General features: G+C 43.4%; 13 protein-coding genes. 7 read left to right on the top strand and 6 right to left on the bottom strand.

Annotated elements, in window-relative coordinates; all coding sequences use genetic code 11:
- Positions 1 to 13: 13 nt before the first annotated feature.
- The gene (locus QYC40_RS01120; RefSeq protein WP_301991923.1) at positions 14 to 1,552 is read left to right on the top strand and encodes a YifB family Mg chelatase-like AAA ATPase; all 1,539 of its coding nucleotides are present in this window, start codon (positions 14 to 16) and stop codon (positions 1,550 to 1,552) included.
- Between the two features lie 53 nt (positions 1,553 to 1,605).
- On the opposite strand, the gene QYC40_RS01115 is transcribed toward QYC40_RS01120, so the two are convergent.
- Genes QYC40_RS01115 through rsfS form a run of 4 tightly spaced genes read right to left on the bottom strand, consistent with a single transcriptional unit; the run spans position 1,606 to position 5,418 of the window.
- Entirely contained in the window at positions 1,606 to 2,241 is a 636-nt protein-coding gene (locus QYC40_RS01115; RefSeq protein WP_301991922.1) for a rhomboid family intramembrane serine protease, read from the bottom strand.
- Positions 2,241 to 2,888 (bottom strand): LUD domain-containing protein, encoded by a 648-nt coding sequence (locus tag QYC40_RS01110; protein WP_301991921.1) that lies wholly within the window; start codon positions 2,886 to 2,888, stop codon positions 2,241 to 2,243. The genes QYC40_RS01115 and QYC40_RS01110 overlap by 1 nt, the downstream gene beginning before the upstream one ends.
- A gap of 43 nt (positions 2,889 to 2,931) precedes the next feature.
- Positions 2,932 to 5,010 carry an ATP-dependent zinc metalloprotease FtsH gene (ftsH, locus tag QYC40_RS01105; RefSeq protein WP_301991919.1) on the bottom strand — a complete coding sequence of 693 codons (2,079 nt, stop codon included), beginning with the start codon at positions 5,008 to 5,010 and terminating at the stop codon, positions 2,932 to 2,934.
- Positions 5,011 to 5,043: 33 nt separating this feature from the next.
- On the bottom strand, positions 5,044 to 5,418 hold the full coding sequence (gene rsfS / locus QYC40_RS01100; protein WP_301993721.1) for a ribosome silencing factor: 375 nt from the start codon (positions 5,416 to 5,418) through the stop codon (positions 5,044 to 5,046).
- A gap of 49 nt (positions 5,419 to 5,467) precedes the next feature.
- Between rsfS and QYC40_RS01095 the strand changes: the two genes are divergently transcribed.
- The 6 genes from QYC40_RS01095 to murF all read left to right on the top strand — a co-directional run bounded on the left by QYC40_RS01095 (position 5,468) and on the right by murF (position 11,624).
- Complete coding sequence (locus QYC40_RS01095) at positions 5,468 to 6,247, top strand: biotin--[acetyl-CoA-carboxylase] ligase (RefSeq protein WP_301991918.1); 780 nt, start codon at positions 5,468 to 5,470, stop codon at positions 6,245 to 6,247.
- Between the two features lie 91 nt (positions 6,248 to 6,338).
- Entirely contained in the window at positions 6,339 to 6,791 is a 453-nt protein-coding gene (locus QYC40_RS01090; protein ID WP_260043557.1) for a protein-disulfide reductase DsbD domain-containing protein, read from the top strand.
- Between the two features lie 74 nt (positions 6,792 to 6,865).
- Positions 6,866 to 8,563 (top strand): protein-disulfide reductase DsbD, encoded by a 1,698-nt coding sequence (locus tag QYC40_RS01085; protein ID WP_301991917.1) that lies wholly within the window; start codon positions 6,866 to 6,868, stop codon positions 8,561 to 8,563.
- 337 nt (positions 8,564 to 8,900) lie between these two features.
- Entirely contained in the window at positions 8,901 to 9,875 is a 975-nt protein-coding gene (pfkA, locus tag QYC40_RS01080; RefSeq protein ID WP_301991916.1) for a 6-phosphofructokinase, read from the top strand.
- Positions 9,876 to 10,086: 211 nt separating this feature from the next.
- The gene (locus tag QYC40_RS01075) at positions 10,087 to 10,248 is read left to right on the top strand and encodes a hypothetical protein (RefSeq protein ID WP_301991915.1); all 162 of its coding nucleotides are present in this window, start codon (positions 10,087 to 10,089) and stop codon (positions 10,246 to 10,248) included.
- Positions 10,249 to 10,316: 68 nt separating this feature from the next.
- The gene (gene murF, locus QYC40_RS01070) at positions 10,317 to 11,624 is read left to right on the top strand and encodes a UDP-N-acetylmuramoyl-tripeptide--D-alanyl-D-alanine ligase (protein WP_301991913.1); all 1,308 of its coding nucleotides are present in this window, start codon (positions 10,317 to 10,319) and stop codon (positions 11,622 to 11,624) included.
- A 79-nt stretch (positions 11,625 to 11,703) separates the two neighbouring features.
- On the opposite strand, the gene QYC40_RS01065 is transcribed toward murF, so the two are convergent.
- Together QYC40_RS01065 and pafA are read right to left on the bottom strand one after the other, a co-directional pair.
- Complete coding sequence (locus tag QYC40_RS01065; RefSeq protein ID WP_149527361.1) at positions 11,704 to 12,150, bottom strand: Rrf2 family transcriptional regulator; 447 nt, start codon at positions 12,148 to 12,150, stop codon at positions 11,704 to 11,706.
- A gap of 46 nt (positions 12,151 to 12,196) precedes the next feature.
- The gene (gene pafA / locus QYC40_RS01060; RefSeq protein ID WP_301991912.1) at positions 12,197 to 13,840 is read right to left on the bottom strand and encodes an alkaline phosphatase PafA; all 1,644 of its coding nucleotides are present in this window, start codon (positions 13,838 to 13,840) and stop codon (positions 12,197 to 12,199) included.
- Between the last annotated feature and the right edge of the window lie 9 nt (positions 13,841 to 13,849).

The raw sequence follows: 13,849 nt of genomic DNA, 5'->3' as shown, positions 1-13,849 counted from the left end.
ATCTAATTCTAAGATGCTTGCAAAAACCTATAGTAGCGCAGTACATGGTATTGACGCTACAACCATCTCCGTAGAAACCCACATCACATCCGGAACCCAGTATTTCATTGTCGGCTTGCCGGATGTGGGGGTCAAAGAAAGTATACAGCGCATTGAAAGTGCCATACTTGCGATCAACCATCAAATGCCGCGGCAAAAGATCGTCATCAACTTAAGTCCAGCCGATATCCGGAAAGAAGGCTCGGCATACGATTTATCCATTGCCATCGCGGTACTTACTGCCTCATACCAAATCCACAACACTGAGCTGGAAGACTATGTCATTCTCGGCGAACTCTCCCTCAATGGAAAGATTAACCCCATCAAAGGCGCTTTGCCCATTGCCTTACAAGCCAAACGAGACGGCTTCAAGGGATTGATCCTACCCAAAGAGAACGCCGAAGAAGCGGCCATTATTGATGGACTAACTATCTACGCCGCCAATCATCTGTCCGAGGTCGTCGACCATCTGACCAACTTAAAACGACTCCCGACTGCTCGCATTTCCATAGATGACATATTCCAGAAAAACATCAATAACTACGAGCTGGACTTCTCCGAAGTTCGCGGACAGGAAAACATTAAACGTGCATTAGAGATTGCTGCCGCGGGCGGACATAACGTCATTCTCATTGGCCCGCCGGGGGCAGGCAAGACCATGCTCGCGAAACGTCTCCCAACCATCTTACCGCCTTTAACCATCGATGAATCGCTAGAAACTACTAAAATACATTCGGTATCTGGTCTACTCCCCAGCGCCTCTTCGTTGATGACCGCGCGCCCATTTCGCGCACCTCACCATACTACCTCCGATGTCGCGCTCGTTGGCGGAGGGAAGAACCCCAGGCCGGGAGAGATCTCCCTCGCACATAATGGGGTGCTCTTCCTCGACGAGTTGCCCGAATTCAAACGATCGGTACTCGAAGTGATGCGGCAGCCGTTAGAATCCAGAAACATCACCATATCACGCGCCAAGATTACCGTAGATTATCCTTCCAGCTTTATGTTGATCGCAGCAATGAACCCCTGTCCCTGCGGATTCTATAATCACCCCAACCGTCCCTGCATCTGCGGAACGGCAAACGTCCAAAAATACTTGAGCAAGGTATCAGGACCGCTACTCGACCGCATAGATATCCATATCGAAGTTACCCCCGTAGAGTTCAACGAGCTATTAGAAAGCCGTAAGGCCGAGAAAAGTGAAGCTATTCGAGAGCGCGTCATCCGAGCACGAAATATACAGGAGTGCCGATTCAAAGGCATATCCAACATCCACAGCAATGCGCAGATGCGCGCGAAGCAGATAAGAGAAATCTGTTTGATTGACGCTACGGGAAAGGGTCTGCTCAAGACCGCCATGGAGCGACTCAATCTATCTGCTAGAGCCTATGACCGCATCCTGAAGGTTGCCAGAACAATCGCCGATTTAGAACAATCTATCGATATCAAGAATGAGCATCTTGCCGAAGCGATACAGTTCCGCAGCTTAGACCGACAAAGCTGGCTAGGCTAAAAACAAAATCGGCGTGGGAGACCACGCCGATTCAATATCTTTTCTTGAATAACCTATCCGGTGAACTGACCAATAAAATGCTTAAAAATCCAAGGGTAGAGTATCAATGTAAATACAATCCCCGTCAATGCCCCAAATAAATGGGCGTCATGGTTAATCCCATCTCTAGCATTCTTAGACGCCCAGATACAGTATCCCAAATACAGAAATGCAAATAGATATGCGGGCATAGGGATAATCATAAAAATCCCTAACATCATCTTCGGATAGAATAAGATATAACTGAACAGCACCGCACTGATAGCTCCCGATGCACCTAAGCTATGATAGCCATAGTTATCCTTTTGTTGTATAATCGTTGGGATATCGCTCAGCACCAATGCTGCCACATACAATAAAGCAAACCATAAATGCCCCATAGGACCGCTTATTTCAACAAATATCCCTTCCAGACCAAAACCAAAATAGTAGAAGGTGATCATATTGAACAGCAGGTGCATCCAATCTTTATGGATCAATCCACTCGTCAAGATCAGATACCATCTACTTTTATCACGATGAATCGAATAAGGGTGCAACATCAATCGTCCAAACCATTCCGGATTGGAAAACACATAAATACTAAGGCCAATCGTGAGTGCGAAAATTACACTTGCAACCGGCATATTTAAGATATAATATTGTAGCATTAAAATCTATCTTCTAGGAGTAATAGGTATAGTTCTTTAGGGCCATGCGCACCGAGCACCAGCATCTTCTCAATATCAGCCGTACGGCTAGGGCCGGTAATGGTTGTGATCATGCTAGGCAAGTCGTTTCCATACTTCTCGCGCATCAACGCCATCCCATGCTTAATATCCATTACTAATTGCGATGTCTTTGCAATAACGATATGGACAGGAGGATAAACGCTCAACCGTCTACCTGAAGCATCGGCATTACTGATCAAAATACTTCCATTGCGTGCAATCAAGGCCTCACATGCTGTAACACCAACCTCAATATCATCAAAGTCACTTCTATGCTTATGATATGGAAAACCATACTGATCCAAAAACTTCTGTAGGTTTTTATCCCATACATAGAGCTTCGTCAGCTTCAGCTTCTCCAAAAGGATAATCAAATTCTCAATCAGATTGATCTCTCCATCACAGTAAACAAACTGCCCGGCAACATTAGTAAACTCACGCGCAAAGGTCACATCCAAAGGATCTTCTTCGTCCTTATACAAAGGACTATCTTCAAAAGCAGGATTAGGATTCTCACGCTTTTGAAGCAGGGCTTGCCGAATCTTCTTCAGCATCTTCTCTTTGGCTGTTGTATTTCGAATATTCATATATAAAGAACAGACATGGTTGGTAAACCATGTCTGTTAAGTATTATTGATTGTTTTCTTGACTAGACTGATTATCAGGTGCGCTTTGCGGAACATCGCCATGATCGCTCGACGGCAATGATAAATCCGTCTGCGGAACGCCGCCTCCGTCTGCTCCTCCATTCACAAACTCATCATAAGTTGTTTTATTTTGGAACGGGCGTTTACCCAATATCTCTTCTAAGTCTTGTTGGAATAAGATTTCTTTCTCTAATAGCTTCTCCGCAATTTTGATCAATCCATCTTGTTTCGACAACAACAATTCTTTTGTTCTATCGTAAACCGCTGAAATCAATACGCGTACTTCGTCGTCGATCAACTCAGCCGTTTGATCTGAATAAGGCTTTTGGAACTGGCTGTTCTCCGAACTATCACGGAAGGACACATTACCCACCTTATCGTTCATACCATATACAGCCGTCATCGCGTAAGCTAACTTCGTAATACGCTCTAAGTCGTTTTGCGCACCGGTACTGATTCTACCGAAAGTAATATCCTCAGCAACGCGTCCACCCATCGTCATACACATACTGTCAATTAATTGCTCAGTTGTATACAAGAACTGTTCTTTTGGCAGGTATTGCGCATAACCTAATGCCGCAACACCACGTGGAACGATCGATACTTTCACCAAAGGATCCGCATGTTCCAAGAACCAGCCCGCAATCGCGTGACCTGCCTCGTGGTAAGCAACGATCTTTTTCTCCTCCGGAGAGATAATTTTATTCTTCTTCTCAAGACCACCGATCACTCTATCAATCGCGTCTTGGAAATCCTGCATATTGATCGCTTTCTTGTTCTTACGAGCAGCAATTAGAGCCGCCTCGTTACAAACGTTGGCAATTTCTGCACCCGCAAAACCTGGAGTCTGTGCCGAAAGTTTCTTCGCGTCCACCTCCTCCGCCAACTTCAATGGCTTCAAGTGCACATTAAAGATTTGCTCACGACCGATCAAATCCGGCTTATCAATAGAAATCTGACGGTCAAAACGTCCTGGACGCAATAATGCTGAATCCAATACATCTAAACGGTTGGTCGCAGCAAGGATAATAACCCCTAAGTTCGTACCGAAACCATCCATCTCCACCAATAACTGGTTCAATGTATTTTCGCGCTCATCATTTCCTCCCATAATGGAGTTCTTTCCACGAGCACGACCGATTGCATCAATCTCATCAATAAAGATGATACAAGGTGCTTTTTCTTTTGCCTGCTTGAACAAATCACGAACACGTGATGCACCAACCCCAACGAACATCTCCACGAAGTCAGAACCTGACAGGGAGAAGAAAGGAACTTGTGCCTCACCTGCAACTGCTTTTGCCAATAAGGTTTTACCCGTTCCCGGAGGGCCTACTAATAAGGCTCCCTTCGGAATCTTACCTCCTAAGTCGGTATATTTCTTCGGATTTTTCAAGAAATCAACAATCTCCATAACTTCTTGCTTCGCCTCTTCAAGACCCGCAACATCGTTGAAAGTAATGTTGATCTGAGATTCTTTATCGAATAATTGTGCTTTTGACTTGCCGATATTGAAGATCGCACCGCCACCGCCTCCAGCACCACCGTTCATACGGCGCATCAAGAGAATCCAGATCGCTACAATGATCAATAATGGAAGCATAAACGAAATAAACCATCCCGCCCATGGATTCGATCTATCTTCGTAAGAAGCACTAATCCTCGGTTGGTCTGCCGCTAAACTATCTTGCGATACTTTTAATTTCTCTGCCAAGATCTCTGCAGAGGGCTCCGTAAATTTATACTGAGGCCCTACGCTAGGAGATAAAGACAGCGCATTTGGATTTGGCGCTACATCTTTATATTTCTCGTCGGCTAATTTATCTTTTTTGATATATACCTCAACTTCTACTAAATCGTTGCTTTTTGACGCTAATAGCTTCTCCACATCGCCTGGGATAAGCATCTTGGTTTCGAACTCCTTATAGGTAATCTTCTTCGCACCATCCCCACTGAAGAGGTACTGAAGCCCGATGAAGCCTACAATCATTGCAATCCAAAGCCAAATCATATTAAATTTTGGTGGCATTGGCGTAATTTTTTTACTAGGAACTTTCTTCATTTATACACTTAAACTACGTTTCACTTATTCTCACTATGCACTTTGGTAAGTGCTAACTTGAGCATCGCCCCACAGATCTTCGATTCTGTAATGCTCCCTTGTTTCTGTTTTAAAAATATGGACAACAACATCCACGAAGTCAAGCAAAACCCATTCGCCATTACCGTGCCCTTCCTTGTGCCAAGGATCTTGACCAAAGGATTTATACACTTCTTCTTCTACACTTTTGGCTATTGCATTTACTTGCACGTTGGAGTCGGCATGGCAGATAACAAAATAATCAGACAATGTCCCATTAACTTCGCGCATATCCAACCTCACTATTTCATTACCCTTCTTTTCCTGCATCCCATGTATCACAACATCGGCTAGCTTCTCGGACAACGAAGACTTTTTGTTTTTACTCATCAAGATTTATTATACTTTTGACTGATAAATTTTTAAATGATATTATCTTTTGCAAAATAACACATTTTCGGGAGATTCACTACGCCAAAGTTTAATTGTTTTAGACGAAGTTACTTCCACAAACGATTATTTAAAGACACAACTGTCAAATTTCAAGCCACTTCCTGAGTTTACTGCCATTATGGCAAAAAAGCAAACAAATGGTCGTGGACAACGCGACAGCACATGGCTATCTGAAGCGAATGCCAATATTACTTTCAGTCTTTTACTCTATCCCAACTTCCTCAAACTAACAGATCATTTCATATTGAACATGTGTGTTAGCCTTGGGTTGGTCGACTGGTTCCGTTCCTTACAGATCGACGCTAAAATCAAGTGGCCCAACGACATCATGATTAACAATAAAAAGGTTTGCGGAATATTGATCGAGAACACGAGCAATTCGAAAGGTATAAAGCATTCCATCGTAGGCATCGGCATCAATGCCAATCAGGAGAAATTTCCGCATGAGATCGAACAGAAAGCAAGCTCTATACTTCGCGAAACTTCCCATCGCTTAGCATCCTTAGAAAGCGCTTGCGAAACACTAGTAGGTTATATACAGCAACGTTATCTTAAAATTCAAAACCAGAAAATTTCGACCGATCAATTGCTAAGGGCATACAATGACAACCTATTTCTTCGCGGAAAAACTGCCCTTTACCGCGCAGGAGATGAGACCTTTAAAGCGGAATTAAAGGAGGTAAGTCCGGATGGAAAATTGCATTTATTAAGAAATTACCAGATATCAACATTTTATTTTAAGGAAGTCGAATTTCTTTTGCAATAAATCGATTACATAGAATTAAATTTCATTATAAATCCTAACTTTGATTTAAACTTTATTGGCGTCACCAAGTCAATAAATAAAAGTAATTTACATGAAAAGAATAAATTTATTAATTGCGTTTTTAGTATTTGCCGTTTCCGGCGTTATGGCACAGGTTCATAACCCAGTAAAATGGTCGGTAGGATTTAAAAAACTAGCTAACAATGAAGCAGTTATTTTGATCAAAGCAAACGTTGAACAAGGATGGCACATTTACGGCATGAACGTTCCTGCCGGTGGTCCGGAGTCAACATCCTTTACTTTCACTCCAGCAAACGGAGCTAAAGTTCAAGGAAAAACACTAGCAAAAGAGCCTAAAACAAAATTTGAGGACGTATTCAAAATGAACGTTCCTTACTACAACGGCGAAGTTGTATTCCAACAAAAGGTGAAACTTGCTAACAACAAACCTACTACAGTAAAAGGTGTTGCATCCTTCATGGCATGTGATAAAGAACGTTGTCTTCCACCTGATGAGTACGAGTTTGCTGTAACCATAAAGTAAAACTTTAAGAATTACAATCTACAAAGGCAGGGAATCCCCTGCCTTTTTGTATGTTTGGACTTTAATTTTCGAATATGAGCAAATTAAAATTCCTTTTTATAGCCTTCTCGTGGCTATTTTTAAGTGCAACAATCCCCCTCAGTAGCTTCGCCCAAGATTCTTTAATCAATTACGAAGATGTAGATTTTGGAACCGGGCAAGCGGAAACGACAAGCGAACAAGATACGCTATTCTCTACTGAAGACGTCGTCTTCTCCGATGGCCAGGACTCTCAAGATACAACGACAAGTTCTGTTGCTGCTACTGCGGCTCCGGAAGAGTCTAAATCCCTATGGGGAATCTTTATCGCCGGTCTGATCGGCGGATTCGCGGCATTCCTGATGCCTTGTATCTTCCCGATGGTACCTCTCACGGTATCTTTCTTTACCAAGAAATCAGGCAGCAGAGGCAAGGCGGTATCTCAAGCCTTTTTATATGGCTTATTCATTATTGTAATCTATGTTGCATTAGGAATGTTGATCACCATCGCTTTTGGCGCAGAGGCATTGAATGCCCTGTCTACCAATGGTATCTTCAACTTCCTATTCTTCCTGTTATTGGTGGTGTTCGCGGCTTCTTTCTTTGGAGCTTTCGAAATTACTTTGCCAAGTTCATTCGTGAACAAGATCGACTCCAACTCGGATAAAAGTGGTCTGATTGGCTTGTTCTTTATGTCGGCTAGTTTAGCCGTGGTTTCCTTCTCTTGTACAGGACCTATCATCGGTACCTTACTGGTAGAAGCAGCAACCAAAGGCGAGCGCTTAGGCCCTGCCGTAGGGATGTTCGGATTCTCTCTAGCATTGGCTATCCCATTCGTATTGTTCGCCATGTTCCCTTCTCTATTGAAGTCATTGCCGAAATCAGGCGGTTGGTTGAACAGCGTGAAAGTCGTATTGGGTTTCTTGGAGCTTGCGCTAGCGATGAAATTCCTTTCCAACGTGGATTTAGCTTATAATTGGCAGCTATTGGACCGCGAGGTCTTCTTAGCGCTATGGATCGTTATATTCGGTTTAATGGGGCTATACCTACTAGGAAAGATCAAGTTCTCGCATGATAGCGACCTGCCCTATCTTTCTGTTCCACGCACCATGTTGACGATTATTGTATTCTCTTTTGTAGTCTACATGATCCCGGGGATGTGGGGAGCACCATTGAAATCGATCGCCGCCTTCCTTCCTCCAATCGGAACGCAGGACTTCGACCTTGCCAATGCCAGCCATGTGTCCGCTCCGACCGGATCGGCAGATGCTAGCAGCAGAAAGCATTACACACATTTCCATAGCCGCGCGACCATCAAAGGGTTCGATCCTTACTATGATTATGATGAAGCATTGGCAGCAGCGAAAGCGCAGAATAAACCCCTGATGATCGACTTTACAGGATGGACCTGTGTCAATTGTCGTAAGATGGAAGCTTCGGTTTGGTCGGATCCGAAAGTACGGAACCTGATCAATGAGAACTTTATTCTGGTGGAGCTATATGTGGATGAGCATGATTTGAAATTGCCAGAAGCAGAACAATATGTTTCCAAAGAAACCGGCAAGAAGATCAATACCGTTGGTAAGAAGAATACCGACTTCCAGATTACCCGTTTCCAGAGCAACTCGCAACCTTTGTATGCGATCGTAGGTGCTGATGAGCAGCTACTCGTTCCGGCAAGCGGTGCAAACTATGATATCGATAGCTACGCAGCTTACCTGCAAAGCGCTATAGACGCTTACAAAGCGAAATAACCCCCGCTTTTTCTATAGAAAGGCGCATCGTCTCCGGAACATGCGCCTTTCTCTTTTCTATTGGACTACGAATGAAGCATTTAGGTACCTTCGATCAAACAGTCCTCTTCTGTACCCATTTCATAACCCAATCATAGCCCTTTCCGAGCGGTTATGATTGGGTTATACATTGGGTTTGAAAGGGCTTTGCATTGGGTTTAAGCAATCCCAGTTCTGATTTATTATTTAACAATTTACCTAGGCATTCCCTCGTTCTTTTCCTGATTTTGATGTATTTTTACGCATCAACCAAGACAATTTTCACATACTAAAGCCAAGGAATTGGTATATTTGAGACATGAGCAACATTAAGAACATAGCTGTATTAACTTCAGGAGGGGATGCCCCAGGAATGAACGCTGCCATCCGTGCAGTTGTTAGAACAGGAATTTACCATGGTGTTAATATGTTTGGTATCCGCCGTGGATACGACGGATTAGTTCATGGTGATATTATTCCAATGGATGCAAAATCTGTTGCGAATATCATTCAACGTGGAGGAACAATCCTAAAGACTGCTCGCAGCGATGAATTTCGCACGGTAGAGGGCAGAAAACAAGCTTACGAAAACATTAAAAAACTAAATATAGACGCCTTGGTCGTTGTTGGTGGAGATGGTACTTTCACCGGAGCGTCTAAACTGATCGAGGAATTTGATATCCCTGTGATTGGTATCCCGGGTACTATCGATAATGACTTAGCGGGAACTGATTTCACCATCGGCTATGATACAGCCATCAACACCGTTGTCGACGCCGTGGATAAGATCCGTGATACTGCAGAGTCGCACGATCGTTTGTTCGTTGTTGAAGTAATGGGTCGTGACTCGGGATTGATCGCCCTGCGTTCCGGAATTAGTACGGGTGCTGAGGCTGTTTTGATTCCCGAATTGAAAGTAGACTACGACGCGATTATGAAGCGCCTGGATAAAACACGTAAGAATAAATCTTCACGTATTATCATCGTGGCTGAAGGCGACGAAGAAGGTGGATTAGTGGTAGCCGAGAAAATCAAACAGAACTTCCCGGCCTATGACGTTCGTGTTTCGATTCTAGGGCATATTCAACGCGGTGGCAAGCCGACTTGTATGGACCGTGTATTAGCGAGCCGTCTGGGCGTAGCATCGGTAGAGGGGCTTTTAGAAGGCAGACGAGGTGAAATGGCGGGTTTGATCTGTGGAAATGTACAGTTTACACCGTTTGACAAAGCGATTAAACACATCGACAAAATCAATACGAACTTAACACGTATCGTTGAGATCCTGTCTTTATAATCTTGTTATCGACAATAAATCAATATTTGAAAGGTAGCCCTACAGGCTGCCTTTTTTTATGCATGTGCCGCTTTTAAAGTGCCATCCAGCACTGTTAGATTTCCTGTTTTTCCGGCAACAATATGAATTTATGATTATTGCACAATTATGAAAACATTCTCTCGCATATAGCTGTATATTAAGCACACAACATTGAACAAAACACACTAACATGGATTCTAAGAAGAAGAAAATGCTGCTCACCATTGCATTTCTCTGCCTTCTTGCCGGGCTCGCCATAGGCGCATTTGTAGCAAGTAAGGAGAAGGAGATTGCTAGGGAGCAAATGGGAAGAAATATGGAAGTTTCGAACGCCAGCGATTCGGGAAAATAGGATAAAAAATTGTGCCTTTTTATTGGCATTGGCTAATTGCATACTTACCTTTGTTAAAAAATAATGTCATGCAAATAGCACAACTCTATCAGCTTTATTTAGAATTCCCTCAGGTTTGTACCGATACCCGACAAATCAGCAAAGACTGTATATTCTTTGCTTTGAAAGGCGAATCGTTCAACGGGAATAGCTTTGCTGAGCAGGCGCTAGCGCAAGGTGCTAAATATGTGGTTGTCGACGATCCGACATACTATCAGGAGAAGGAAAGCTACATTCTTGTAGAGGATGTACTGAGCAGCTTACAGGATCTGGCTCGATTCCATAGACAACAATTGAGCATTCCGTTTATCGGCATTACCGGCACTAATGGTAAAACCACAACAAAGGAATTGGTGCATGCCGTACTTTCTCAAAAATTTAAAACCTTTGCTACAAAAGGTAACCTAAATAACCATATCGGTGTGCCCTTAACCATTCTATCGCTACCCAAGGATTTGGAAATTGCGATTATTGAAATGGGTGCCAATCACCAAGAAGAGATTGCTTTTCTGTGCAGTATCGCGCAACCTACCCATGGCCTTATTACGAACGTCGGCAAGGCACATCTGGAAGGATTCGGTTCTTTTGAGGGGGTAAAGAAGACGAAAGGCGAGCTTTACGACTTTTTAAAAGAACATCATGGCTTAGCCTTTATTCAGGGTGATAATACCGAGTTAAGAGCGATGGCTGAGGCGCGCGACTTAAAGCATATTATTTGGTATGGCTTCTCCGATACAAATACGGTAAAAGGTGGTTTAGTGAAAGCCGATCCTTTATTGACTATTTTCTGGAAGCAAGTTGAGCAGGATGAGGTGATCTATAAGGTTCATACCAACTTAACGGGTGCTTACAATACGGAAAATATGTTGGCGGCGGTGGCATTGGGTTTGCACTTCGATTTGCATGCAGAGGAAATTAATAAGGGTTTAAGCGGCTATGTTCCGCAGAACAACCGTTCCCAGGTTGTAAAAACCAACAACAATACGATTATCGCGGATTATTACAATGCGAACGCAAGCAGCATGGCTGCGGCATTGGGAAATATTGAAGTAATTGAGGCGGATAAAAAAGCAATTATTCTGGGTGACATGTTCGAGATGGGGGATGAAAGTGAAGTAGAGCATCGCAAGGTCATCGAGAAGGCAAAATCCATTGGCGTCGATAAGTTGATATTTGTGGGCAAAGCCTTTTTTGCGCAACGCGATAGCGAGGCGGAATATTATGAAACTACAGAGGACCTTCGACAAAACCTAAGTCAAGCTCCATTATCCGGCTATATGATTTTATTGAAAGCTTCTCGAGGGATGGCTTTTGAGAAATTGGTGGATTTGCTGTAAGAGTTACAGCCAAGCTATTTGTTTAGAATAGATCACTGAAAACCGCTAGGCATCTTTCAGTGATCTATTTAAGATTTATTTAGTTGGAATCCACATCTAAGTTCAATTCCTTTTCTTTATTGATTAAGTGGGAAATGCTGGTATCATTCAATATCTGCAGCATGGCATTTCGTACCTCTACAAATACATCACGAATACCGCAGGCATGCTCCTCCACACATTCTTCACAAGAGCGGTAGAAGTTCAGGCTGACACAAGGAAGCAAAGCGATCGGCCCGTCGATCAGACGCATAACCTGAGATAAATAAATATCCTCCGGTGCTTTGTTCAGGCTATAGCCACCCCCGGCACCCTTCTTAGAGTACAAAATTCCGGCATTTCGCATCTCTAATAGAATTTGTTCTAGAAATTTCTTTGGAATACGTTCTTCCTCCGCAATCTTACCGATTTGCATGGGTTCTTTTCCGAAATTCCTGCCCAATACCATTAGGGCTTTGATAGCGTATTTTGTTTTCTTTGAAAGCATATTTATAAATAGGTAAACTACCCCTTGTTCCTCAAATGTACTAATTTTAATTGTTCCCTAAAACCTCGACAATGGGTTGTCCGATGGAACCGTTAGGTTCCATAACATGCAGGAGCGATGAAAGCGTCGGCGCAATGTCTGTTACATGAACGACTTTATTCGTTTTCCCGTGTTTGATTCCCCAGCCCATAAATACTAATGGGATGTGCGAGTCATAAGGTGTCCAGGTTCCATGGGTCGTACCGGTAGAACGTGGCGTACCATCATACCATTGCGGTTCGGTGATGATCTGAATAGCACCGCTACGCTTGCGGTTATAGCCATTGATAATTTTTTCGCGCAAGGGTGCAGGCAATAGCATGTTCTCGCCGCCTTCCACATCAACCACATAAGCCACGCCATCTTCATGACGCAATTGTTTGATTATGGACTTCTTCACTTTCTCTTCATCCAATTTACCCTGCTCGATTGCTGTATAATTCAGATGAACCTGATAATTCATTAAGCTTCTTACCAGATTGTCAACACCAAACTCTTCCTTCAAGGACTCGTTCAAATTGCGGTGCAGTTGTCTAGAGAAGAAGTATCCGCCATTACCGCGCATATCCATAAAGTAGCGTGAGTTGTAGGAAGCTGCATGATCTGCCGTTAGGAAGAAGGTATAATTTCCTTTTCCTACCGTTTGGTCCAGGTATTTAAAGAAGGCTGCCAACTCCTGATCTAAGCGCAGGTAGATATCTTCAATTTCTACAGAAGATAAGGAGTAGCGATGACCAACATAATCGGTTGCGGAAAGACTAACGCAAAGGAAATCTGTCGCTTTCTTTGGATTGTTTCCTAACTGTTCGTTTTTGATCGCCTCTTTCGCAAAGTCTAAAGTAATCTGGTTTCCGAAAGGCGTGGATTTGATCAATTCATAGCCAGCATCTTTCATCAACAGCGAAGTCTTTCTCGGGAATGTTGGTTTCTCTTCACCTGCCCATTTTCCTTCATACTCATTATCATCGGCAACACTATTGTTTGCATAGGTTTCGATTGGGTAAAGCGTATTCCAATCCTGTTTAAGGTATTTATCGGCTAGTTTCTGCTTGTTGAAGTTAGTCACCCAGGATGGTAAGTTCTTCATGTAATAGGTGCTTGAGATCCAATCGCCCGACTTGGCCTCAAACCAGTATGCCGCATCTGCGAAGTGTCCTGCCGGTAGAATACCACCGCGGTCTTTGATCGCAATTCCAACAACTTTTGAATTGAAGTTTGTTGCTAATTTAAGTTGATCGGTCACTGTGGAAGCCAATAGGTTGCGCGGTGATTGTTTGCCTTCTTTTTCGATCGTCCCTACACCTTCAACCGCATCGTCTTGCGTACAATACATGGGGTTTCCGGTTTGCTGCTCGATCCAGTCGTTACCAGCGATGCCATGAATGGAAGGTACGGAACCTGTGTAGACCGAGCTGTGACCGATAGCCGTAAAAGTAGGCACATAATCGATCAACGTATTCTCACAGGAATATCCTTCTTTTAACAGGCGTTTGAACCCGTCATTACCGTAGCGATCTGCAAAGCGATACAGGTAATCCCATCGCATTTGGTCGACCATTAGGCCTACGACCAACTTCGGTCTTTCTACTTGCGCGCTTGCAATTGTGCAAAAGCCTAGAAATAACAATGTTGCGCATATTCTTTTTAACATAGTACTTGA

The sequence above is a fragment of the Sphingobacterium sp. BN32 genome, from assembly GCF_030503615.1.
Taxonomy (GTDB): domain Bacteria; phylum Bacteroidota; class Bacteroidia; order Sphingobacteriales; family Sphingobacteriaceae; genus Sphingobacterium.
This window is presented reverse-complemented; position numbering and strand designations above follow the sequence as displayed.